The sequence below is a fragment of the Aequorivita lipolytica genome, from assembly GCF_007997135.1.
Classification (GTDB): Bacteria; Bacteroidota; Bacteroidia; order Flavobacteriales; family Flavobacteriaceae; genus Aequorivita; species Aequorivita lipolytica.
Window position 1 is genome coordinate 1 of record NZ_VORU01000012.1, and the last position, 22611, is coordinate 22611.

Genomic DNA, 22611 nt, shown 5'->3' on the forward strand with positions numbered 1-22611 from the left:
GGGATTTTGGGATTCCCCGCCCAAAAACCGTGTTTTCATTTTCGCTGAAAAGCACGAGCCCCATTTTTCAAAGGTCCTTTTGGGTTCTGCTGCGCCAACATTTACTTAAGCCAACTTGCCGTTAACGTTTATGTGTATGGACCGTTGCGTGTTAAAGCACGAGCCATTAAAGATACAAAACTGCGCTGGAAAATTCCCAAGAATTTTCCAGATGAGGACAGACCCAGCAATGGTTTATACACGGTGTTGTGCATAGTGTTTTTCTATCCGTTTTGTTTATAATTTCGTCCAGTTTTAAATCCGCAATAAGTTAAGAAAATCAACGATATTATTTGGATTAAAAACAAAGCGCTCGATAAAATTTCAAGATTATTTTCTTTCGGTTCAATTTCAGGAATACTTTGTCCAGCACTTAAAGGCGGATAAATTGTCCAACTTGAGGTTTGTCGGATTAGAGCGTCTACTATTGAATCAATTCCGATTAAAACTAATATCAGGAGAATTGTAGAAATCATTAGAATTAAATTTGCCGTCAAATTTTTAAAATTCCGTTTTAATGTTCGGAAGAGATAAACGCCGAATAAAATTAGAACTGAAAATAGTAGGACAAAATGAATGTTCGCTATAACAAAATATGTGTCGTGAATATTAATGTCAACATTTGAGTCCGATTTAAATCCGTCAGTCCCAAAAACAACAAAATTCATAATCAATACAAACACGATTGTTCCAATTAGCCAATAAATTTCAGTTCTTTTCAAATTTCGGTTTAGTTTTAGTTAGTCCGCTTTTAATTCAGAAGGATTTTTCTCGCTTGCAGAATGTTGGTTTACATTATGCACAACGTTTATGTGTATGGACCGTTGCGTGTTTCATACACGAACCAATCCAAATATAAACAAACTTTTGGGCATTTCCATAATATTCCAAATAAAGCACAGACCCAGCAATGGTCTATACACGGTGTTATCTTGCGTTTTTATCTATCCGCAATTTTTGTTTTTCGACGATCTTATAAATTCCGTCGTATTGTTTTTTAAAATTCTAATTTAATAATTTCCATTTAGATTCCATTCCGGTTTTCCGCATTCAGTTTTTAAATATTTTTTCGGATAAATCTAATTTGGTCGGGAAACACAAAGTTTCGGTTTTGCACTTATAAACCAAAAAAAATTTCGATTTAATTTCCGCGTTATTATTCCGTAAGAGTAAATTTCGGCGTAATGCTTTTAAAATAATTTGCAATTGCCTTGCGGCAAGCTCAATGTCTCCCGTGCTGCAACTTAACATTGGAAAGCGGGGAAATTAAATTATTCGTATGAGTGATAATTTCGGCGTAATGATTTTTTAAATTTCTATTTCAGTTTCAGTTTATTTTTGGTATTTCTATGCGTAATGTCTTGAATTTCAGCACGATTTTTGTTAAATGCAAGATAACATGTGTATATATAACATGGGAGTGACGTATATATCGCACTTGTACACCATGTTATTTCGGTTTGTCCTTCACAAATCTAGTTGATTCATATAAAGTATCCAAAGGACTTGTTAAAGTTTTACTGTTTATGCTTAATACCCGTGTGTAGACTTCCGTTGTTTTGGTGCTGGAATGCCCCATAGAACTTTGAATATAGCGGATGTTTACACCGTGTTCCATAAGATGGGTGGCATAACTATGTCGTAAAGTGTGCGGGGTGCTCCAAGGATTACTTTTTGTTTCCTTTACAGCTTTGCGATATACGCGCTGTATGCTCTGAGTGGTGTACTGGCCACCATCTTGACCCTCAAATAACCAATAACTTGGCTTGAACTGTCGATAGTATTCCCGTAAAACATCCAAAAGCAAAGGGCTAAGGGTACAATGCCTATCTTTCTTTCCTTTGCTGTCTTTTATAAAAAGATAACCATCATCACTTCGCACGTCGGCAACCCGCAAACGCACTACTTCGCCTACTCTTAGGCCAGCAGCATAAAGTACATGCAATATAGCCTTATGTTTTATGTTGCGCGGATAATTTAAAATAGCAGCCACCTCTTCCTTGCTCAAGACATCTGGAAGATCCTTGCTCTTTTTGGGTCGGGTGATGTTGTAATATTCCCGTGGCATTCCCAAAGTGTGCTCGTAATAGCATTTGATGGCGTTTATCAATTGGTTTTGCTTTTGTTCACTTATTTTATACTTGCTAATTAAATAATATACAAACCCTTCTATCTGTTCTTTGGTTACTTCACGAAATTCAACAGCTTCAAAATATTGGAAAAACTGTATCAAATTGCTTTGGTAATTACGGATAGTTGCCTGGCTAAAGCCTTTTAGAATCATTTTCTGGTGGTTGCGATCTAGTTCGCTCTGTATTGTTTCCGAAATTTCCACCTGTGGAATAACAGTAGAGGTTTTCGAGGCTTCTTTACATAGTTTTGCGCCAAAAAGCAATTCGATTTTTTTTATATTTTCTGTAGTATTGACAATGCTCCACAGCTTCTGATGGAAATGGTAATAAGTACTGTTGAGCTTTTTAAAAGCCTCTCGCTCCTTAATCATTTCGTAAGGGATGAAGAGCTTGATTCGGCCAGCTTTAGCTTGGGGAATATACATTATAACATGAGTTTTATCCTTCCTTTCCATTAATGACGATTTATAGGTTTACTCAAATTTAGAAAGAAGAACTATTCAAATAGTATAGTAAATGCTTGTAAACGACTATAAACGTATTTAACCGTTAGAAACGGATACGTATATTTGTAAGTATAACAAAGGTTTGTATGGAACATAAATGTAAAATATGTGAAAAGTCTATCAAGGGACGATCAGATAAGATTTTCTGTTCTAGCCAATGCAAAAATCTGTATCATAAAAAACTTCGCTATGCTTCAAAGATTGCTGCAATAGAAATTAACGGTTATCTAAAACGCAATTATGCCATTCTTTTGGAGGAATTGGGAAAGAATAAAAAACAGATAAAAATATATAGAAACTTACTAGAAAAGAAAGGCTTCCGTTTTAAGTACCATACCCATTTTCATATAAACTCAAAAAACAAAATGTTCCACTATATCTATGATCTAGCATGGATGGAATTTTCAGACGATGAGATTCTGATCGTACGCAAGATATAATTCCTCTCACCTAGCACACCGAAAATTAAAAGGATTTATCCATGTAAAAATCGATCTGACTTCTTAATAAAAGTCATTTGATCCCACAAGCATTAAGATAGTTTGTGAGGAGCATCTGCCTTCTAAGCAGACGGTCGAAGGTTCGAATCCTTCTGCGACCACAACCTCGGGAAGCCAATCCCACATTGACATACGGACGATTTCATACATAAAAAAATCAAAAGTGCAGTTAATAATACAGTTAATAATATGGCAAAGAAAATTATACTACCAAACAGGTGCTCAATGAGAACCCCATCCGTAAACCCAAAAGATTGGAAAACAGGCGATTCAACACTAACAAACATACCATTTCGAATGAAGGTCTTTTTGGGTGTTTCGTAAAATATAATCAGCTGTAGGTTAGGTAATTACGATTACTAAAACTTGTGACTTGTCCCTTTTAAGGAGGTGGTCCTGGGTTCGAGCCCCAGCCAGGTCACAAAAAGGATTACTATTTTACAATAAAACCCTGCTAATTTATAATTAGCAGGGTTTTTCGAATTTTAGGATATGATATAATATAAACGGTTCAAAACACTTAACTGATTAACACTTCACTTTCCCAACATCCTTAGACCAAGCTGTATTATCAGAAACCTGACGAACGCACGAATAAAAATCATGAAAAGGAAAATCATGTCATGTTCACCGAGCAGCAGGTTTTCCAGTCACAATCCAATTGCAGGAACCACAAATAAACTTCATTAAATTTTAAACTAATTCAGTTAATCATTTATGAGGCAATTTTGTTGTTTTATGTTCCGTAATTCTTGGCATCTTCTCCCCCGATCAGTACTCATTATCCGCCGCATATCTAAGCTTTGATATAAATGCAATTATAATTCTTTATTCTAACATACGTTATTTTGGTCTTTTAAACAGTGATAGTTGCCTGATAACAGCACGGCTTTCGAACCCACCCGCCAGTGCACCAGTAGTTACCCCCACAGTGCTAATGAATGCAGCCAGGCGTACTAAATCGGTTAATTCTACTGCTTGTTTATTTAAGGTGGGCCACGTTTGTATAAGATCTGAAGGGAAAACATAAAGTTCCATAAACAACATAAGCAAACCGACCATTAAGAATAGCCCTATGCATCCAAGAAATATGCTGAGATAAATAGTTGTATTTGCCACGGCAAGATGTTCTGTCAAAATTCTTTTTTCTTTTCGCGGTAAAAAAAGTGACTGGATGGTAACGAGATAAAAGCTAGCTCCCATAATACTCATTACCGCAAACATAATGGCAACAGAGTTCGGCATATTGATCCCAACATCCCATATTTCGGCAGTGAACAGTAAGATAAATGACGGACTCACGGCTGCGGTTACAAGCTTTGGAAGCGACAGTGGAAGCAAAATCGCCTTATTTCTCAACAGCGGCCTGAATAGTTGTTTGGGATGACGAAATGCCATTAAAAGGTGAAATATAAAACTCTCTAACCCACTTCCACCTCGTAACTCCCGTTCGGGCAGTTGCTTATTTCCCTTTTTCAACTGGTCCTTCTCTGCTTGTGTGAAAGCAGGAACCGTCTTGCGATCTGGTATGAACTCGTATGTGGACATAATTTTAGAACGCCTTTATTGGTATTGCTAAGCCCCACTATCTCTCCTACCAAGTGCAATAATAACGTTGCGGCATTATACCGTACCGATTCATCATTTAAAGAAAGCATCGGCTGTTTTCTCCCTGTTGTCACCAGCTTTCGTGTGGATATCATTGCGATACGAGCTACGGTAGAAATAAAGCCTGCGTCCACTCTGTTTCTTACTGTTGCAAGGGCTACATCTGTTATAACCAGCATCATATCATAGGGGCCTTCGGCCATTCGCAGGCTGGTATCATCCAGAAAGTCTGAAGGCCTCCGGGCCTTGTCAGTGGCTAACTGTGATGGATCCGTGATGTCGAAACTCCACGGAATGCCAGTAGCATCCTGCAATGGAGATTTAACATCTGATATTAACTGCTCGGCAAACAGCTTTAATTCGTCTTTCAATTCCTTTTTACTGTATTCAATTAAAATACCGATATTCATTTCAGGCTCTGGTTGCGGTCCCTTTGCTTCTTTTAATGCTGCTAAAAATCTTCTTCCCGAAGTTAAGGAACGTACAACGTTTGTGGAAGAAATAAAACTGGCCGATCGCAAAATGCGTATGGCGTTCAACAACCGAAACACCCTAAAGGCGGGTATTACTAATGCGAGGAGCGTAATCCAGTTTTGTTGAATATAAGACCATTTGTTTGCCGCGAGGTATAGCTTTAAGAGTTATTCGAAGATAAATATTCCCCAGATTATATAAAAAATAGTGCCTTCAATGGCGCCCAATCCTCTTACCAAATCTATAATAAGCAGGTAAAGCCAAACGAGTGACAAAAGGAACATGGGAATTTCAAGCCCTGCCTCGAGTTTGTATAAAGCCCTGTACTTTTTACGCTTATAGGAAATAGTATGCGCGTTTTTCATCTTTATTAGGTTAGATAGCAAATATTCGTCCGCAGACATTGTGAAGTTGATAGGTCGATTACAATCATTGTCATTATCATTTTTTCAACTTAAGTTGTTATGGCTTTCATACGAAAGCAATACAGAGTTTCCGCCGCAAGTTTCAAGGACAACTGCAAAGATTTGTTCATAGTTTAGCACATTTGCTTCCCGTAGTTTAGTTATTAGTTGTTCTTCTTCAAATTGAACTACGAAACCTTTAGATTGAACTTTGTTGATTGTATTAAGTATGAAATTATTAAAATTCCTAAAAAATAAATAACAATATATCGAAAATTCTTTCTTTCAGGAGATGTTACAAGAAAAGAATTAATTGGAATTAATTAATAAAAACCATTGCGATTATTTTGATTCATCTTCCTCGCTTTCATCTTCGTTTAGCAAAGAATTATTTTCATCTAGACCCACTATAGCTATAATATTGATTACTGTAGAATACAATAAAAGTATCACAGTGACCATCAATCCGCTCAGCACGGATGAGAAGAATAGCGTGGACCAATAAATATATGCAAACCAAGATGTGGGCAGACTATCAGACTCGGCAATGGGAATATTAAAAAGTTGAAAAAGCATCAAAGCACCGACAAACAGTATAGTATCAAATTTAGCTATGGTCAAGACTTGCTCATAGTGCGCCTTTTTAAATTGTGAATCGGTTCCACTACTTATTCCTAACAAGGTTAGTAAAAGTGCCAGAATAGTTGCAGAAGCTAAAACTATGGTATTACACAACATATTGATACCGTCTAGAGAACTTGTGATCAAAGATTTTGCTTCGTATCCAGAAATATCTCCTAATAAAAAAGCTCCTAATCCAGCAAAGATAGTTGTTGCCAAACCTCCGTATAATGAACGTTTGTGTTTAGTGAAAAAGTTTTTCATATTTATAGGGTTTATGGTTCTTGGTTAGAATGTTTAATTGAGAATTTTATAGTTCTTCATTAATATGATTATAGTCTGCAACAAAAAAACTTTATGACAATAACTATAATAAGGTTCCACGTTTTAAAAACTTTTTTAGGTCCGGTTTAGCTATAAGTTTTGAGCTTGGCCTTTTACATTTATTGAATCTAATGAAAAATTATTCATGGAGGTATACTTTCTGTTTTTGTTGGTGAAATTTTTAATGAAAAAGCCGTCAAAAGTGACGGCCTTACTCTTAAATAGATTTCGACATCGCAAAAATTTGTGAAGCCACTAAGATTTATAAACCTTGCATTTTTTTAGCTGAAATTAATAATCGGAAACAAAACAATTCACTTTATAAAAATAAGGAATTATTTCTTTGCCTTCTTATTTAGCCTATCTTCAGCCATATCGTTTAATTTTTCATCTGCGCCGTATTCTTCGTCCAGGGTAGACTGTAATAGCTTTACAATTTTATCGTGGCCTAATTCTTTTGCGTAGCGAACGGCAGTTCCATAACCTGATATCTCGTAATGCTCTACACGTTGTGCTTCAGCAATTAGTCCTGCGTCACGAACTTCTTCACTAGCGTCTTCTTTAATATAACCTTCAGCTTCGGCAATTAAGCCTTTCATGGCTTTACAAGTTTCACCATTAGGTTTGATGTCTAATTCTTCGCATACCTTCTCGAGGCGCTCTTTATGTTTTTTGGTTTCTTCAAGATGGTCCTCAAATGCTTTTTTCAACTTTTTATCGTTAGCATGTTTTGCCATTTTGGGCAAGGCCTCTATTAATTGGCTCTCAGCACTGTACAAATCTTTTAATTGATGTTCGAATAAATCTTCTAAGGTTTTCATAGTTATCTTTTTTTGAAATTAATATCTTAAAAATAGCTTGAATTTATTTTTAAAAAAAGAATTTTATAGCAACCTTAACCTAAAGTGTTAAGATTTCTAAAATCCAAATGCATATAGATTAGGTCATTAAATCAAAAATCGTTTTTTAACATAGTAACTTTAAAAAAGTTTTAAAAGTAATATTGCACAGACACCAAATATTACGTGCGCAATTACTAACTGCGCATAAAACGGTACTCTTTTTAAAGATGGTGGGTTTGGGTGAAGCAAAAATGTAAAATGCCATATAAAAACACCACCTAAGCCACCAATGATTCCTAATAGGATACCGGATAAAATTGAAGTTTCGAAATTAAAATGGTCTTGTAAAATAAGATATAGAAAAATAAAGAAAAAACCAGTACACAAGTGTACCGACCAACCTAGAATGTGTTCTCTCGATATTTTTGATTTTATAAATGGAAGCCTATCTATTAAAATATTCAATAATTGCGGTTCCTCAAATTTACTATTGGTAAAATATGCAAGAACGTAGCTGAAAACGGTCATAGCTAAAGTAGCTAAAAGACCAACAGTTATTATTTGTGATAATAAAGCCATAACAATTTCTATGAGTAATTATGAAATATCAACATCTTCTATTAACCAGTCAGCTAATTTTTTTTCGGAATGGGTTGAATGTAAAACTACTATATCTCCGGTAGTTTCAAAAACCACAGCTCTTACTTCAGATAAATCCAAAACATTGGCTTGTCTCAATTTAGATCGCAAGTCACCTTTTGATAATCTCGCTTTACGTAGATTATCTTCCAAAATTTCACTCCCGCTCATTAATAATAATGGACTATTATCAATAGCTTTTCTAAAGATTTTCCATCTCCTAAAATATGCGGCTCCCAATTGAAAGAGATAAACCATAAACATACCAACAATTCCATCCATTAGACTCACTGAATGGGACAAGGCAGTTGTAGCTATTAATGAACCTACGGCAACGGTCATAGCAAAATCGAAACTAGACATTTTGGAGAGGCTCCTTTTTCCAAAAATTCGTGTAAAAACAATTACAGAAATATATATTCCCAATGTTGAAAGCGCAATTGCTAATAGGGATTCGGGTGTAGATGTAAACCATTTTTCCATTGTAGTGACGATTTAGAAATTATATTATTTTAAAATTTTTCAATAATAGTAATCCTATTCCTGAAAACTGAGAATTATAACCTTCATTAATGATGAATTACAGAACTTACAACTTGTCTAAAACTTCATAATGGATTGGTTTAAAAGTTCCTCCATTACTATCTTCTGCAGAACAAGCTGTAAGACCCACTATCATATCGAACTCAGGTTTAAAAAGAATAAAATCACCCGCTTTCGATAATGGCTTAAGTACAGATAATTTTCCTTTTTCATTGAATTGCACATTCATAAATATGTTGAAAGCAGTTGGAACATCATCGGGTGCGATATTGAAAGACGCTAAGTTTTTGTATAAATTCTCAAAACAGCTGGGATGATATTCTGGATTGTTATACATAATTCGAAATGTATCAGGAGAGCAAGGAGCCAAAAGAATATCATTCCGTCCATTAGTATCTTCAATTATTTCCATCATTTTTCGTGAACGATTGCTCCATAAAAAATTAGATTTCGTTATTAGTATAGATTCTTCAAAATCCATTGTTTTTCCCGCTGAAATTTTTTCGCGAGTATCTTTAGCATTAAAAAGTACCATATCGCACACTTGACCACCTAATGGATCAATAACTTTCAGAAATTGATTTTTCTTAAGAATGAAAGCGCGTCCACTTTGTTTGTCTATTTTTTCAACCATTATCTGTAATAAATTTTCTTTCGTTAATTGTAACGCTGGCTAATTTAATTCGGAACTCAATTGAATATCAGTCGCGACCGCCAACGAAAAACAAAATATCAAAATCTGAAGCCGAATCTTCGTCTAACCGCAATGTATTATTAATAGCTTTCTGTTTTTAGTAGCATTCGGAAATCTTAGATTCGAGAACGTTTTTATTTTCAGTAAATTCACTCATTTACTTCTTAATCCATTCATAGAATGAAGGATTCTAAACCATACTATTTTTAATTCTGGTGAAAAGGACATTTCCAATTTTCTCCTACATTTCTTCCACTGTATTGTAATGCTTCACTAGCTTCTCCAAAATCTTTTAAAACCGGATTCACAGAACCCTGTAATTTTATATCGCGTTTTCTAATTCTATTTTTTACACGTTGATATGTTCCCATTTCCCGTAACTTCTCAAATTGTAAGTGTAGATTGAAAACTAAAGCGGGATATGGAGCTTGCCTAGCCTTTCGAGAGCTATTGGGATGCAATCCTACAATATAAAAAGCCGTACCCAAGATACTAAAACTGAATTTGGTACTTGTAGGGTCATTAGCTACACTAGAATCCCAAGGAGTGCTGTCTAGCTCATTTATGGTTTTCAATTGTGACCATAGTGCTTTTTCGAATGTTATTTCGTCTTCAAAATTTTCACTGGGGAAGATTGCTATAAATGTTTCAAAATTGTTTGATGTAAAGTCATATTTATCAATATAGTTCCTTAAATCTTTTAAAATTTCAGCAGCAGTTTCTTTAGAACCCAAGCTGTTGTATTCCTTAATAGAATATTCATCCATTTTAAATACAGTTTGAGCCATAATACAGGGGTGGCTTTTTTTTAGTATAAAATCCTTAAACTGCGCAATAAGAGAAGGCTTGTCAAGAATTGGTGAAGTTTTCATTAGAAAATTTTTAAATGGTAAGACTCAAAACTAATATTCGTCTTTGCTAAAAACATTTAATTAAATACTAAAATAAAGCCAAAATAATTCAAGTAAAATTCTTCACGTTTCAATTTTGGTCACGCTCACCTAAAAATGGCACTAATAAATAATAACTGATTGAAAATCAATATTTTTAACATTTTTTGTGCTAATTAATTTAAACTTTTCTTAAATATCTAGCTATAGATTTATGATTCCCTTAATTTTAAAGAAATGAATTTTCATAATTTAATTATGACTACTAAAAAATGTTTTTGTGGAATTCTTAAAAATCCCTTTTCGAAACCCAGAGAAATAAATGGAGTAGATCATAATAATAAATTTTTAATGTCGAATAACAATTAGGATTTAACAATTCAATATTTCGATAAAATGAAAAAAAATAATCAACTAAAAATATGAAACAGACAGAAGAAATTTCGGAAAAGATTAATGCATTGATTGAAAAAAACAATGATGCCTATAAAGGTTTTAAAAAAGCTTCAGAAAATGCGGAAAGTAAACATCTAAGAGATTATCTCATTCAACAAGCAAGCGAGCGCCAAGCTTTCGCAAAAAAACTAACAGGAAGTTTAATGATGTATAATCCCGACTTCGACGTAGACACGACCGGAAGTGTTACAGGTTCCCTACATAGAACCTGGATAGATGGTAAAGCAGCACTTTCCATGGATGATGATGAGTCGATTCTAGAAGAGTGCATTCGCGGTGATAAAGCAAGTGTTGAAGAATATCAAGAGTTTTTGGAGGACTATCCTTCAACATCAACAGAAGTAAGCAATACAATCCGAGAGCAATTACATAACATCAAATCTACTTTAGAAAGAGTTTCACGTCTAGAAGATTTACATTAAAAATTAACAGTAACCGTATTTTGAAAAAATCGGTATTTTTTATTAACCAATAATTCTAAAATTATGAGAAATCAGTACATTGAAATTATTAATGACAAAAACAAATTTTCCCGAATTTCTTGGGGTGCTGTTTTTGCTGGTGCATTAACGGCATTAGTGGTCCTATTTTTATTAAATCTTCTAGGATTTGGTATCGGATTAACCACAATAGATCCCATGACAGAGAATAATCCGTTTGACGGTTTAGGAACTGGAACCATTGTATGGTGGGCAATCGCAAATGTAGCGGCTCTTTTTATTGGAGGAATGGTGGCAGGAAGAATGTCTGGGCTCCCTTCAAATTCAGATGGTGGTTTACACGGCTTTTTAGCGTGGGCCTTATATACCCTACTTTCAATATTCTTCGTAACTTCTACCATCGGCAGTATTTTTAACGGTCTTGCTAATACCACTCAAGCCATTTTTAGTGATTCTACGGGCAAGAATATTGCGCAAGAATTAAAATCTGCCCAAGATAAAGGGCAAGATGATACTACATTTTCTTTAGACCAGTTAAAGCGTGAGGCATTTCAGTTAATCAATAAAGCTGAAAAATATAATATCTTACCTAATGATGCTTCTGAAGAAGTTAGATCTACGCTTAACCAAACGCAACGAGAGAGTCAACAGTTTCTAAACGATCTAAATTTAGATGAAAATATAGATGAGTTTTTTAATGAACTAACTGTGGATCTTGACGAAAATGGAGATTTATCCATTTCTGCTGGAAGCGCAGATAATCTACTAAATCGTGAAAAAATTAAAGATTATCTTGCTCAGAACACTGAATTAAGCGAGGCTGAAATAAACGGTGTTATTGAAAAATGGGATCGTAAAATCAATAAAGCTGTAGATAAAGCTGAGCAGTATTATGCCGAGGTTAAACGAGAAGCTATTGAAGCCGCAGATAAAACAGCAGATGCTGTAGGTAAATTTTCAATCATTGCATTTTTCTTACTTCTTTTAGGCGCAGGTGCCGCATTTGGTGGAGGAGCAACAGGTTCTCCCATACTCACTGTAGATGAAGAGCATAGAGAAGATATGATGGAAGACAGTCAATCGTAAAATTAATCAATAATTTAAAAAATTATATATGTCACTTTTAACAATAATACTCAATATTTTATTACCACCCGTAGCTGTATTTATGAAGCATGGCTTAGGAGGAACATTCCTTCTAAATTTGTTGTTAACGCTTGTGGGATGGTTGCCAGGAGTAATTCACGCTTTTTTAGTAAATGACTAACAAAGCAATATACCCGGCTCAGTATCTACCTGTAAATCCTTTATATCACTAGAGTTTAGAGTTATGGATTTATTAATGCTCTTGGGAATGTTAGCTGGTATATTAACCACGAGTGGAATTATTCCACAGATTTATAAGGCACACCGAACAAAAAAGACTAATGATGTGTCTAAAGGAATGTTGTACACACTAATTTCTGGAGTATTACTTTGGACTATTTATGGAATAATTAAAAACGACATTCCAATTATTGCAACAAATTCATTATCCTTTATATTAAATGGGTATATGTTGTTTTTACTCTATAAATTAGAACCAAATAATACAGCAAGAAATGATTTATAAAAAAGTTTTTTTCGTTCTGGAATAATGTCCAAAATAGATTTGTCAAATTTTACGGTGAGAATATTAAATCCTATATTTGTAATTCGAAAGTAAAATTTGACATATTTAGTTGAACGATAGTTCACAATTCGTCAGTACGAATTGAAAAATTTAGCAGATGACCTGTTTGACTGGGCTAATAAGTTTAGATTCAAACCTCAGCAGGTCAAAAAAAGTTAAGCCTCCGTGGTTTAACTTTTTTAATTTAGAGCATTTCTGAAAACGCTTTAAACGCTTTCAAAGGTTAAGTATCCACCCGGGTGCTGGAATTGGTAGACAGGCATGGTTGAGGGCCATGTGTCCTTTGGGCGTGTGGGTTCAAGTCCCATCCCGGGTACTATTTTTATTTATGTTTAAAGAATTTTACTTTTATCTAAACAAATTCACTTCTTTTTAGTACTTTCACCCGGTAACATTAAATTATTCTTCTGTGGTCAAAAATCAATTTGGCATTAAGGATCTCGAAAATCTTTCAAACGTCAAAGCCCATACCATAAGGATATGGGAGAAAAGGTACAATCTTTTGGAACCGGACCGTACTGATACTAACATCAGAAAGTACGATCTGGAAAACCTCAAAAAGTTGTTGAATATTGCCTATTTGTATAACTCCGGACACAAGATTTCAAAACTTGCAAGTTTAGATTCAAGACAGATTCAGGCACTTATCAAGGAAAGCATTAATGAACTCGATTCTGAATATATGCTTAATATTTTCAAATCAGCTATGTTTGAATTTGATGGAGAGCTTTTTGACACTACCATAGAGAAATTGCTGGAGAAGAAATCCTTCGGAGAAATATTTGCAGAGGTATTTGTCCCTTTACTTAACGAAATGGGGATTCTATGGCACGCCGGGACCATAGATCCATCGCATGAACATTTTGTTTCAGAAAAAATAAAACACTCCATTATCCAGCATTCCATCAAGCAAAAGGAAAATGCTTCGGAAAAAAATGACCAAGTATTTGCGCTTTATCTTCCATATCAGGAAATTCATGAAATTGGACTGCTATATGCTAATTACGAACTAATTTCCGCTGGTTTTACTACCATATTTTTAGGTGCTAATATTCCTTTGGACAGCTTGAAATACGTTCTCAAAACAAGAACAAAAGTTATTTTCGTAACATATTTCACAGTGCGCCCGGAAAAAGACAATCTTGAAACCTATGTGAATGAATTCCAAAATGAAGTGTCTTCAAAAGAACCCTCTGAACTTTGGGTATTGGGGAGAAAGGTGGGGAGAAAGGTGGGGAAAAAGATGAAAAATACTGAAAACATCAAGTTTTTTAAAGACTTAAAAGAATTTACCGATCAGGTTAAAAGTTTAACTAACGTTTGATAATCAAAACATTTAGCTCTCTCTTTTTCAATTGAAAATTTCCTAATATTATTGGCAATAGTTAAAATCTATAAGAGTCCTGAAAAAATAGATTCTGTAAATTTCTTTTTTGTTTAAATAAAATGTAAATTTGTTAAACATTATGAAAAAAAACATTGCGGTTATCGGTTCTGGCTTTTCGTCTCTTGCTGCTTCGTGCTATTTGGCACAAGCTGGAAATAAAGTAACCATTTACGAAAAAAACCAAACAATTGGAGGCAGGGCCAGACAATTCAAAAAAGATGGATTCACTTTTGACATGGGACCCACTTGGTACTGGATGCCAGATGTTTTTGAACGGTTTTTTCAAGACTTCGGAAAAGCGCCATCAGATTTTTATGAACTTGAAAAGTTGAATCCTGCTTACCGTGTGTATTTTGGAGCTGATGATTATATAACTATTGAAGACACTCTTGAGAAAATATGTGCCGCCTTTGAAAATGAAGAATCAGGAAGTTCAATAAAACTGCGCAAATTTATGGATCAGGCATTGGATAACTACAATATTGCAATCAAAGATTTGGTATATAGACCAGGGGTTTCGCCATTGGAATTGGTGACGGCAACAACTATGAAAAAGATAGGACAGTTTTTCAGCACTATAAGTAAAGATGTTCGACGTGAGTTCACCAATCCCAAATTGATTTCAATCTTAGAATTTCCAGTTTTGTTTTTAGGAGCAAAGCCTTCCAACACTCCAGCATTTTATAGTTTTATGAATTATGCAGATTTTGGACTTGGCACCTTTCACCCAAAAAAGGGAATGTATTCTGTGATTGATGGAATAAAAACACTAGCCGAAGAACTTGGAGTCACTATAAAAACTAATCAGAATGTAGAAAAGATAAGTGTTGAAAATGGAAAAGCTTCTGCATTAATCGTTAATGGTGAAAAAATAAATGTTGACGTAATTCTTAGCGGGGCAGATTATCATCACACCGAAACACTACTCGATAAAAATTACAGGCAATATTCTGAAACTTATTGGGAACATAAAACTTTCGCTCCCTCGGCACTACTCTTTTACGTTGGCTTTGATAAAAAGATTGAAAATGTAGATCATCATACTTTGTTTTTTGATGTAGATTTTCAAAAGCATTCTCAAGAAATATACGATTCACCACGTTGGCCGGAAGAGCCGCTTTTTTATGCTAGTTTTCCTTCAAAAACAGATTCTTCCGTTTCGCCTCTGGGCAAAGAAGCAGGGATATTTTTGATTCCGTTGGCGCCAGGACTAGATGATATTCCCGAAATACGTGAGGAATATTTTGAAAAAATAATGGTCCGTTTTGAAAAAATCACCAACCAAGAGATTAAAAAATACGTTATATTTAAGGAGTCTTATTGTATAAAAGACTTTGTTGACGACTATAATAGCTATAAAGGAAACGCTTACGGACTCGCCAACACACTGATGCAGACTGCTTTTTTAAGACCAAAACTGAAAAGCGGTAAAGTAAAAAATCTATTTTTTACGGGACAACTTACAGTACCCGGACCCGGAGTTCCCCCAGCGTTAATTTCTGGAAAATTAGTAGCTGGATTAATTGAAAAAGAAAAGAAAAATTGAAAGAGCTTTTTGACATAGTATCCAAAAAATGCAGCAAAAATGTTACTGAAACCTACAGTACCTCCTTTTCGTTAGCTACGCGAATGCTTGGCCCCTCCATTCGCCAAGATATTTACAACATTTATGGTTTTGTTCGTTTTGCAGATGAGATTGTGGATTCCTTTCACGATTACGACAAAGAAACACTGTTTAAACGCTTTGAAAATGCACTTGAAGAAGCATTGCAAGACCGCATTAGCCTTAACCCCATTCTAAATTCATTTCAGGAAACGGTTTTCAAATACAATATAGATAAAGATTTGATTGATGCATTTATGTCCAGTATGCGATTGGATCTCACAAAAAGCGTTTACAGCACTACCGAAGAGTTCAATGGTTATATTTACGGTTCGGCTGATGTGGTTGGGCTTATGTGTTTGAAAGTATTTGTAAAAGGTGATGCCGATAAGTACAATCAACTAAAAGAGCCTGCAATGAATTTGGGTTCTGCTTTTCAAAAAGTGAATTTTCTGCGAGACTTAAAAGAAGATTTCGAAAATTTAAGCCGAACTTATTTTCCAAATACCAATTTAAATGCCTTGGATGAAGATTCAAAAGAGAAGATAATTCAAGAAATAGAAGAAAACTTCAACCGCGGATATCTAGGTATTTTACAATTACCGCACGATTCAAAACTAGGTGTTTTCGTGGCTTACAGATATTATAAACGCTTGCTGAAAAAACTTCAGCAAACTCCTGCAACAGAAATTAAAAATGCCCGGATACGTGTTCCAAATGTCGAAAAAATTGGACTTTTAACACGCAGCTACGTAAAATATCAATTAAATTTGGTAAAATAAAGGGCGCTCGAACATGGACGACCCATGCGGGATGATTCTAAAATTTTCTTATGCTAAAATTCAGACTCAAAATCTCTAATCCCAAATTAACGAATTAACATATATTAATGACGACGGTTTTCTGGATATTAATTCTTATTACTACATTCTGCGCAATGGAATTTATGGCGTGGTTTACCCATAAATTCATTATGCACGGCTTTTTGTGGAAATTACACAAAGATCATCACCACAAGGATCACGGCAGTTGGTGGGAACGAAATGATTATTTCTTCATTTTTTACGCCTTGGTTAGCATAAGCTGCTTTATAGGTTGGAGCTATTATGGTTTTTGGGCAGGGCTACCTATTGGCCTAGGTATTTTTGCTTATGGTCTCGCCTATTTTTTTGTACACGATATTTTTATTCATCAGCGTTTTAAAATGTTTCGAAATGCCAACAATTGGTATGCTCGTGGTATTCGGAGAGCACACAAAATACACCACAAACATTTAGGAAAAGATAAAGGAGAATGCTTCGGAATGCTATTTCCGCCATTGAAATATTTTAAAAAATAAATTATGTGGCATCTATATCTCCTATTGGACATTGCCTCGCTCAGTGTCCCGTTTCTTTTTAGCTTTCACCCAAAATTAAAGTTTTATAAACTTTGGAAATATTTCTTTCCAGCCACATTTATAATGATGGCTTTTTTTATACCGTGGGATATTATTTTTACCCAAAACGGAATTTGGGGATTCAATGAAATGTATCTCTCTGGAATCACCATCGCTAACCTTCCACTGGAAGAGTGGCTCTTTTTTATATGCATTCCTTATGCCTGTCTTTTCACACTTTACGCTTTTAAAAATTTACTTCCGAAATTTTCTTTTTCAAATAAGGTTACGGCCATAGTTTATTATAGTCTGCAAACAGTTCTAATAGCTACTTTACTTTATTTTTACGATCGTTGGTACACGGCTATTAACTTTGGTTACGCCATTGTTTTGCTAGCTTTGGTTTTTAATTACAAACGTGAATGTTTGAAAGTTTTCTTTCCTGTTTTTGCCATTCTTTTAATTCCTTTTTTTATTGTGAACGGCTTCTTAACCGGCAGCTGGATTCATGAACAAGTAGTATGGTACAACGACGCCGAAAATTTGGGAATAAGAGTTGGCACGGTACCAATTGAAGACAGCATTTATGCAATGACAATGCTGCTTACCATCTTTGTTTTGATGGAAAAATTCAAGGAAAAATATCCTTCTAAGCCGATAGAAAATTAACTGGGTTCTGCTGAAAAAAATCGGCAAATTAACAGGAATATTAATTCATATACAATAGATTGGGGAATGTAAATCAATTGCGATTTTGCATTACTTTTAATCCTAGAAATCACATTTGTTATGATACATCCTAAAACAGAATTGAAATTTATTAGCAATGAAGTTGGATACGGCGTTGTTGCCACAGAATTTATGCCCGCTGGAACTATAACGTGGGCTTTAGATGATTTAGACCGTGAGTTTACTCCAACCAAACTAAAGAAAATGAATCCGCTTTACCAAAATATTTTAGAAACCTATTGCTACAGAAACAAAAAAGGAAATTTTGTTCTCTGTTGGGATTATGGTCGCTATGTGAACCACAGTTTTAAAAGCAATTGCATATCTACTGCTTACGACTTCGAAATAGCAATACGCGATATTCAACCCGGTGAAGAATTAACAGATGACTACGGCTATCTAAACGTATCAGAACCTTTTAAAGGAATAGATGAGGGAACCAGAAGAAAAACAGTGTATCCGGATGATCTTTTGAATCATTACCAAATTTGGGATAAACAGCTTATTAAAAACTTCCCCGATATCCTTAGGGTTGAACAACCTTTAAAATCTTTGATTGCTCAAAAATTGTGGAATGATATAACCGCTATTGCGGAAGGAAAAAAAGAGATGAAATCTATTAAAGAAAATCACTTCCCACGATAATTATCAACCAATTATTCACCCAGTAGTTGATCAAGAAGCTTTCTCATTTTTTCACTGTTCCAATCGGCTGCGCCTTGTTCATCTATAACTATTTCTCCAGTTTTTGAAATGAGATAAGTAGTGGGCAGCACAAACGACTCCAACTTTTTGGGTGCTTCAAAAGTTTGAAGAAAGATGGGCAAAGTATAACCATTCTTCTCCATAAATTTTTCAACCTTTTCAGATTTTTCTGAAGTAACAAAATAGAAATCTACTTGGTCGCCATAGGTATCGTATAGTTTTTGGAATGAAGGCATCTCCGCAACGCACGGAGGACACCATGTTGCCCAAAAATTTACGATAGTTACTTTTCCCTGAGATTGTGAAAAGTTTACTCCTTCTGCAGTTAATTGTTGTAAACTCCAATCGTAATCATGAAGTGTTTCCCGCTCGGCTTCCGCCTTTTCCGATGGCGAGAATGAAATTATACGTTGCACAAACACTTGAATAGGCATACGCGTTTGCGGAAAAATCAGCAAAGCCAAAAATGCAACAAACAAGATGTTGCTCCAGTGTTTCTTTAGAAAACTTTTCATAATTGAATGGTATAAAAAAAACCTAACAGTTTAAATTGCTTCATAACTGTTAGGTTTTAATATTTCAAAAGCGGTTAAGCGTTTTGCTTCTTAATCAAATTCAATGCAGAACCTTCACGATACCACCTTATTTGTGCATCGTTGTAAGTATGGTTCACTTTAATAGTGTCTTTATTGCCATCTTTATGAACAATTTCTATAGTTAACGGAGTGTTTTCTGCAAAATCTGCAATATCCACAAAGTTGAAAGTATCGTCTTCCTGAATTAAATCGTAATCTGCTTCGTTAGCAAATGTAAGACCTAACATTCCTTGTTTTTTAAGGTTTGTTTCGTGTATTCTTGCAAAAGACTTTACCAAAACTGCTGCAACCCCCAAAAATCGAGGTTGCATAGCTGCGTGCTCACGAGAGGAACCCTCACCGTAGTTATGGTCTCCCACAACGATGGTTTTAATTTCCTTCGCTTTATATTCACGTTGTACATCTGGCACACCGCCATATTCACCAGTGAATTGGTTTTTTACAAAATTTGTCTTTTTATTAAAAGCGTTTATAGCTCCAATTAATGTATTGTTAGATATATTGTCCAAATGACCACGGTAACGCAACCAAGGCCCAGCCATAGAAATGTGGTCTGTGGTACATTTTCCGAAAGCTTTAATCAACAATTTTACACCTTGCAATTCAGAATCCTTAATAGGAACAAATGGTTCCAATAATTCAAGACGTTCGCTGTCTGTGGCAACTTTAACCTCAACAGAACTTCCGTCTTCCTTTGGTGCCAGATAACCATTGTCATCCACTTCAAATCCTTTTGGAGGAAGTTCTAGACCAACTGGTATATCTAATTTTACCTCTTGTCCATCTTCATTCAAAAGTGTGTCGTTCATTGGGTCAAAATCCAAACGTCCAGAAATTGCGATTGCCGCAACCATCTCTGGAGAACCTACAAACGCGTGTGTATTCGGATTACCATCGGCTCGTTTTGAAAAGTTTCTATTGAAAGAATGCACTATTGTATTTTTTTCATCGCCCTTTCTGTCACTTCTATCCCATTGACCAATGCACGGTCCGCAAGCGTTTGTGAAAATTGTTGCACCAAGATTTTCGAAAACATCTAAAAGTCCATCACGTTCGGCAGTAAAACGTATTTGCTCTGAACCGGGATTTATTCCGAAGTCACTTTTTGGTTTTAATTTTTTATCTATGGCCTGTTGCGCAATAGATGCAGCTCGCGTTAAATCTTCATAGGAAGAGTTGGTACAGCTACCAATCAATCCCCAATCTACCTTTAATGGCCAATCGTTTTTCCTTGCTTTTTCACCCAATTCACCAATGGGAGTTGCCAAATCTGGCGTGAATGGTCCATTTAAATGTGGACGCAAGGTGTTTAAATCTATCTCAATAACTTGGTCAAAGTATTTTTCTGGATCTGCATAAACTTCATCGTCGCCTGTTAAATAAGGTCTGATTTTATTTGCTTCATCTGCAATATCCGCGCGGTCTGTTGCTCTTAGGAAACGCTCCATGGCATCATCATAACCAAAGGTTGAAGTGGTTGCACCTATTTCGGCACCCATATTACAGATGGTTCCTTTTCCAGTACATGAAAGGTTCTTCGCACCAGGTCCAAAATATTCAACTATAGCTCCGGTCCCTCCTTTTACGGTTAGGATGCCGGCCACTTTTAAAATTACATCCTTGGATGCCGTCCAGCCGTTTAGTTCGCCAGTTAATTTAACACCGATTAATTTTGGAAATTTTAATTCCCAAGGCATTCCTGCCATAACATCAACAGCATCTGCACCACCAACGCCAATAGCTACCATTCCCAAACCACCTGCATTTACGGTGTGGCTGTCGGTACCAATCATCATTCCGCCGGGGAACGCATAATTTTCAAGAACTACTTGGTGAATAATTCCAGCTCCGGGCTTCCAGAAACCGATTCCATATTTGTTTGAAACAGATTCCAAAAAATCAAAAACCTCGTTACTGGTTTCGTTCGCGCGCTTTAAATCTGGCACAGCGCCCTGTTTGGCTTGAATTAAGTGATCACAGTGAACAGTAGTTGGCACCGCAACTGTTTTTTTACCAGCTTGCATAAACTGCAAAAGCGCCATTTGTGCGGTTGCGTCTTGGCAAGCTATTCTATCTGGAGCAAAATCCACATAATCCTTTCCACGTTGGAACGCTTTATCTGGGTTTCCATCCCAAAGGTGGGAGTAAAGTATTTTTTCAGAAAGGGTGAGTGGTTTTCCCGTGATTTCGCGTGCTTTATCTACACGTTCTGCCATCTGGGCGTAAACCTTTTTAATCATATCAATATCAAAAGCCATAGTAGTATTTTTAGTAAATGCGAAATTACAAAAAATAATAATATTTAAAAAATATTTAATGAAAATGCTTATTTAGTGAATATAATTCACTAAATAGTAATTATTGTTGCGTATAATTATCAAATTGGTAATTATAGATAACTAATTTTAAGAATTTCAAAATATTTCCGATCGGATAATTTGAAAACGTGAAAGGAAAAAGTGAATAGGGTTTAGTACAAGCTTTTAATAATCTCTTCAATGCTTAGGCCTTCTGCTTCTGCTTTATAGTTTTTAATCAATCGGTGGCGAAGTATTCCGATTGCTGCTTTTTGAACATCTTCAATATCTGGAGAAAATTTACCGTGAAGTGCGGCATTTGTTTTTGCAGCCAAAATTAAGTTCTGTGAAGCTCGCGGCCCAGCTCCCCAATCAATATAGTTTTTCACGGTATCAGTGGCAGTTGAACTATTGGGGCGGGTTTTACCAACTAGAGTAACGGCGTATTCCACAACGTTATCTGCTACAGGAATTCTTCTAATTAACTGCTGAAAATCTATAATTTCTTGTGCTGTGAAAAGTGGATTTACCTTTTGCGTTTCACCGGCCGTAGTTTGTTTTACTACTTCAACTTCTTCAGAAAAGGAAGGATATTCAAGATTAATAGCAAACATAAAACGGTCCAGTTGCGCCTCTGGCAGCGGGTAGGTTCCCTCCTGCTCTATTGGGTTTTGAGTGGCAAGTACAAAATATGGTAAATCTAATTTATAGTGATGGCCCGCAACAGTAACAGCACGTTCCTGCATTGCTTCTAAAAGCGCAGCTTGGGTTTTTGGCGGTGTTCTGTTAATTTCGTCTGCAAGAATAATGTTAGCGAAGATTGGTCCTTTTATAAATTTGAACTCGCGATTTTGATCAAGTATCTCAGACCCCAAAATGTCACTAGGCATCAAATCTGGCGTAAACTGTATTCTTTTAAATTTTAGCCCAAGTGCTTCTGCAACGGTGTTCACCAAAAGTGTTTTCGCAAGCCCCGGAACTCCAATAAGTAATGCGTGTCCTCCAGAAAAAATAGCGAGCAATACTTGTTCAACCACTTCATCTTGACCTACTATTACTTTTTTTATTTCCTTTTTAAGAGCGTTATATTTTGAAACCAGTTGCGAAACCGCTGCTACGTCTGACATATTTT

At 35.5% G+C, this 22611-nt stretch carries 24 protein-coding genes and 2 tRNA genes; 12 read left to right on the forward strand and 14 right to left on the reverse strand.

Annotated elements, in window-relative coordinates:
- Nucleotides 1–263: 263 nt before the first annotated feature.
- Both ESV24_RS15380 and ESV24_RS12505 read right to left on the reverse strand, forming a co-directional pair.
- Nucleotides 264–761, reverse strand: a complete 498-nt coding sequence (locus ESV24_RS15380) for a hypothetical protein (protein WP_146743181.1) — start codon at nucleotides 759–761, stop codon at nucleotides 264–266.
- Between the two features lie 728 nt (nucleotides 762–1489).
- Complete coding sequence (locus ESV24_RS12505) at nucleotides 1490–2626, reverse strand: tyrosine-type recombinase/integrase (RefSeq protein WP_111816790.1); 1137 nt, start codon at nucleotides 2624–2626, stop codon at nucleotides 1490–1492.
- Between the two features lie 588 nt (nucleotides 2627–3214).
- Between ESV24_RS12505 and ESV24_RS12515 the strand changes: the two genes are divergently transcribed.
- A tRNA-OTHER gene (locus ESV24_RS12515) sits at nucleotides 3215–3278 on the forward strand.
- 742 nt (nucleotides 3279–4020) lie between these two features.
- On the opposite strand, the gene ESV24_RS12520 is transcribed toward ESV24_RS12515, so the two are convergent.
- The 9 genes from ESV24_RS12520 to gntA form a co-directional block, all read right to left on the reverse strand.
- Nucleotides 4021–4725 (reverse strand): hypothetical protein, encoded by a 705-nt coding sequence (locus ESV24_RS12520; RefSeq protein WP_146743180.1) that lies wholly within the window; start codon nucleotides 4723–4725, stop codon nucleotides 4021–4023.
- On the reverse strand, nucleotides 4653–5306 hold the full coding sequence (locus ESV24_RS12525) for a hypothetical protein (RefSeq protein ID WP_146743179.1): 654 nt from the start codon (nucleotides 5304–5306) through the stop codon (nucleotides 4653–4655). The genes ESV24_RS12520 and ESV24_RS12525 overlap by 73 nt, the downstream gene beginning before the upstream one ends.
- A 120-nt stretch (nucleotides 5307–5426) precedes the next feature.
- Nucleotides 5427–5624, reverse strand: a complete 198-nt coding sequence (locus ESV24_RS12530; protein ID WP_146743178.1) for a hypothetical protein — start codon at nucleotides 5622–5624, stop codon at nucleotides 5427–5429.
- A gap of 381 nt (nucleotides 5625–6005) precedes the next feature.
- A complete protein-coding gene (locus ESV24_RS12535) occupies nucleotides 6006–6548 on the reverse strand; it encodes a hypothetical protein (protein WP_111816785.1) in 543 nt (180 codons plus the stop codon).
- A 395-nt stretch (nucleotides 6549–6943) separates the two neighbouring features.
- On the reverse strand, nucleotides 6944–7429 hold the full coding sequence (locus ESV24_RS12540) for a YciE/YciF ferroxidase family protein (RefSeq protein WP_111816784.1): 486 nt from the start codon (nucleotides 7427–7429) through the stop codon (nucleotides 6944–6946).
- Nucleotides 7430–7588: 159 nt separating this feature from the next.
- Nucleotides 7589–8029 (reverse strand): hypothetical protein, encoded by a 441-nt coding sequence (locus ESV24_RS12545; RefSeq protein WP_111816783.1) that lies wholly within the window; start codon nucleotides 8027–8029, stop codon nucleotides 7589–7591.
- An 18-nt stretch (nucleotides 8030–8047) separates the two neighbouring features.
- Nucleotides 8048–8572: a DUF421 domain-containing protein gene (locus ESV24_RS12550; RefSeq protein WP_111816782.1), complete on the reverse strand. Its 525-nt coding sequence runs from the start codon at nucleotides 8570–8572 to the stop codon at nucleotides 8048–8050.
- Nucleotides 8573–8678: 106 nt separating this feature from the next.
- Nucleotides 8679–9266 (reverse strand): DUF1989 domain-containing protein, encoded by a 588-nt coding sequence (locus ESV24_RS12555; RefSeq protein ID WP_111816781.1) that lies wholly within the window; start codon nucleotides 9264–9266, stop codon nucleotides 8679–8681.
- Nucleotides 9267–9532: 266 nt separating this feature from the next.
- Nucleotides 9533–10198: a guanitoxin biosynthesis heme-dependent pre-guanitoxin N-hydroxylase GntA gene (gene gntA, locus ESV24_RS12560; RefSeq protein WP_111816780.1), complete on the reverse strand. Its 666-nt coding sequence runs from the start codon at nucleotides 10196–10198 to the stop codon at nucleotides 9533–9535.
- 440 nt (nucleotides 10199–10638) lie between these two features.
- Here gntA and ESV24_RS12565 point away from each other — a divergent pair, with 440 nt between their 5' ends.
- The 11 genes from ESV24_RS12565 (at nucleotide 10639) to ESV24_RS12615 (ending at nucleotide 18526) form a co-directional block, all read left to right on the forward strand.
- Nucleotides 10639–11094: a ferritin-like domain-containing protein gene (locus ESV24_RS12565; protein ID WP_111816779.1), complete on the forward strand. Its 456-nt coding sequence runs from the start codon at nucleotides 10639–10641 to the stop codon at nucleotides 11092–11094.
- A gap of 63 nt (nucleotides 11095–11157) precedes the next feature.
- Nucleotides 11158–12198 (forward strand): TIGR04086 family membrane protein, encoded by a 1041-nt coding sequence (locus tag ESV24_RS12570; protein ID WP_111816778.1) that lies wholly within the window; start codon nucleotides 11158–11160, stop codon nucleotides 12196–12198.
- A 28-nt stretch (nucleotides 12199–12226) separates the two neighbouring features.
- Nucleotides 12227–12379 carry a YqaE/Pmp3 family membrane protein gene (locus ESV24_RS12575; protein WP_111816777.1) on the forward strand — a complete coding sequence of 51 codons (153 nt, stop codon included), beginning with the start codon at nucleotides 12227–12229 and terminating at the stop codon, nucleotides 12377–12379.
- Between the two features lie 63 nt (nucleotides 12380–12442).
- Nucleotides 12443–12724 carry a SemiSWEET family sugar transporter gene (locus tag ESV24_RS12580; RefSeq protein ID WP_111816776.1) on the forward strand — a complete coding sequence of 94 codons (282 nt, stop codon included), beginning with the start codon at nucleotides 12443–12445 and terminating at the stop codon, nucleotides 12722–12724.
- A gap of 293 nt (nucleotides 12725–13017) precedes the next feature.
- A tRNA-Leu gene (locus ESV24_RS12585) sits at nucleotides 13018–13100 on the forward strand.
- A 93-nt stretch (nucleotides 13101–13193) separates the two neighbouring features.
- A complete protein-coding gene (locus ESV24_RS12590) occupies nucleotides 13194–14108 on the forward strand; it encodes a MerR family transcriptional regulator (RefSeq protein WP_111816775.1) in 915 nt (304 codons plus the stop codon).
- Between the two features lie 142 nt (nucleotides 14109–14250).
- A complete protein-coding gene (locus ESV24_RS12595; protein WP_111816774.1) occupies nucleotides 14251–15717 on the forward strand; it encodes a phytoene desaturase family protein in 1467 nt (488 codons plus the stop codon).
- Nucleotides 15714–16556 carry a phytoene/squalene synthase family protein gene (locus ESV24_RS12600; RefSeq protein WP_111816773.1) on the forward strand — a complete coding sequence of 281 codons (843 nt, stop codon included), beginning with the start codon at nucleotides 15714–15716 and terminating at the stop codon, nucleotides 16554–16556. The genes ESV24_RS12595 and ESV24_RS12600 overlap by 4 nt, the downstream gene beginning before the upstream one ends.
- A 107-nt stretch (nucleotides 16557–16663) precedes the next feature.
- Nucleotides 16664–17113 (forward strand): sterol desaturase family protein, encoded by a 450-nt coding sequence (locus ESV24_RS12605; RefSeq protein WP_111816772.1) that lies wholly within the window; start codon nucleotides 16664–16666, stop codon nucleotides 17111–17113.
- Between the two features lie 3 nt (nucleotides 17114–17116).
- Nucleotides 17117–17821 (forward strand): lycopene cyclase domain-containing protein, encoded by a 705-nt coding sequence (locus tag ESV24_RS12610; protein WP_111816771.1) that lies wholly within the window; start codon nucleotides 17117–17119, stop codon nucleotides 17819–17821.
- A gap of 120 nt (nucleotides 17822–17941) precedes the next feature.
- On the forward strand, nucleotides 17942–18526 hold the full coding sequence (locus tag ESV24_RS12615) for an SET domain-containing protein (RefSeq protein WP_111816770.1): 585 nt from the start codon (nucleotides 17942–17944) through the stop codon (nucleotides 18524–18526).
- A gap of 11 nt (nucleotides 18527–18537) precedes the next feature.
- On the opposite strand, the gene ESV24_RS12620 is transcribed toward ESV24_RS12615, so the two are convergent.
- The 3 genes from ESV24_RS12620 to ESV24_RS12630 all read right to left on the reverse strand — a co-directional run bounded on the left by ESV24_RS12620 (nucleotide 18538) and on the right by ESV24_RS12630 (nucleotide 22606).
- Nucleotides 18538–19101, reverse strand: coding sequence for a TlpA family protein disulfide reductase (locus ESV24_RS12620; protein ID WP_111816769.1), 564 nt, complete (start codon nucleotides 19099–19101; stop codon nucleotides 18538–18540).
- A 74-nt stretch (nucleotides 19102–19175) separates the two neighbouring features.
- Nucleotides 19176–21440: an aconitate hydratase gene (locus ESV24_RS12625; RefSeq protein WP_111816768.1), complete on the reverse strand. Its 2265-nt coding sequence runs from the start codon at nucleotides 21438–21440 to the stop codon at nucleotides 19176–19178.
- A 212-nt stretch (nucleotides 21441–21652) separates the two neighbouring features.
- Nucleotides 21653–22606: an AAA family ATPase gene (locus tag ESV24_RS12630; RefSeq protein WP_111816767.1), complete on the reverse strand. Its 954-nt coding sequence runs from the start codon at nucleotides 22604–22606 to the stop codon at nucleotides 21653–21655.
- Nucleotides 22607–22611: the final 5 nt, after the last annotated feature.

Excerpts from the sequence above, each read along its gene's own strand:
- ESV24_RS12505 (WP_111816790.1), bottom strand. The coding sequence starts at position 2,626 with ATGGAAAGGAAGGATAAAACTCATGTTATAATGTATATTCCCCAAGCT.
- ESV24_RS12520 (WP_146743180.1), bottom strand. The coding sequence starts at position 4,725 with ATGTCCACATACGAGTTCATACCAGATCGCAAGACGGTTCCTGCTTTC.
- ESV24_RS12530 (WP_146743178.1), bottom strand. The coding sequence starts at position 5,624 with ATGAAAAACGCGCATACTATTTCCTATAAGCGTAAAAAGTACAGGGCT.
- ESV24_RS12535 (WP_111816785.1), bottom strand. The coding sequence starts at position 6,548 with ATGAAAAACTTTTTCACTAAACACAAACGTTCATTATACGGAGGTTTG.
- ESV24_RS12540 (WP_111816784.1), bottom strand. The coding sequence starts at position 7,429 with ATGAAAACCTTAGAAGATTTATTCGAACATCAATTAAAAGATTTGTAC.
- ESV24_RS12545 (WP_111816783.1), bottom strand. The coding sequence starts at position 8,029 with ATGGCTTTATTATCACAAATAATAACTGTTGGTCTTTTAGCTACTTTA.
- ESV24_RS12550 (WP_111816782.1), bottom strand. The coding sequence starts at position 8,572 with ATGGAAAAATGGTTTACATCTACACCCGAATCCCTATTAGCAATTGCG.
- ESV24_RS12555 (WP_111816781.1), bottom strand. The coding sequence starts at position 9,266 with ATGGTTGAAAAAATAGACAAACAAAGTGGACGCGCTTTCATTCTTAAG.
- gntA (WP_111816780.1), bottom strand. The coding sequence starts at position 10,198 with ATGAAAACTTCACCAATTCTTGACAAGCCTTCTCTTATTGCGCAGTTT.
- ESV24_RS12565 (WP_111816779.1), top strand. The coding sequence starts at position 10,639 with ATGAAACAGACAGAAGAAATTTCGGAAAAGATTAATGCATTGATTGAA.
- ESV24_RS12570 (WP_111816778.1), top strand. The coding sequence starts at position 11,158 with ATGAGAAATCAGTACATTGAAATTATTAATGACAAAAACAAATTTTCC.
- ESV24_RS12575 (WP_111816777.1), top strand. The coding sequence starts at position 12,227 with ATGTCACTTTTAACAATAATACTCAATATTTTATTACCACCCGTAGCT.
- ESV24_RS12580 (WP_111816776.1), top strand. The coding sequence starts at position 12,443 with ATGGATTTATTAATGCTCTTGGGAATGTTAGCTGGTATATTAACCACG.
- ESV24_RS12595 (WP_111816774.1), top strand. The coding sequence starts at position 14,251 with ATGAAAAAAAACATTGCGGTTATCGGTTCTGGCTTTTCGTCTCTTGCT.
- ESV24_RS12605 (WP_111816772.1), top strand. The coding sequence starts at position 16,664 with ATGACGACGGTTTTCTGGATATTAATTCTTATTACTACATTCTGCGCA.
- ESV24_RS12610 (WP_111816771.1), top strand. The coding sequence starts at position 17,117 with ATGTGGCATCTATATCTCCTATTGGACATTGCCTCGCTCAGTGTCCCG.
- ESV24_RS12615 (WP_111816770.1), top strand. The coding sequence starts at position 17,942 with ATGATACATCCTAAAACAGAATTGAAATTTATTAGCAATGAAGTTGGA.
- ESV24_RS12620 (WP_111816769.1), bottom strand. The coding sequence starts at position 19,101 with ATGAAAAGTTTTCTAAAGAAACACTGGAGCAACATCTTGTTTGTTGCA.
- ESV24_RS12625 (WP_111816768.1), bottom strand. The coding sequence starts at position 21,440 with ATGGCTTTTGATATTGATATGATTAAAAAGGTTTACGCCCAGATGGCA.
- ESV24_RS12630 (WP_111816767.1), bottom strand. The coding sequence starts at position 22,606 with ATGTCAGACGTAGCAGCGGTTTCGCAACTGGTTTCAAAATATAACGCT.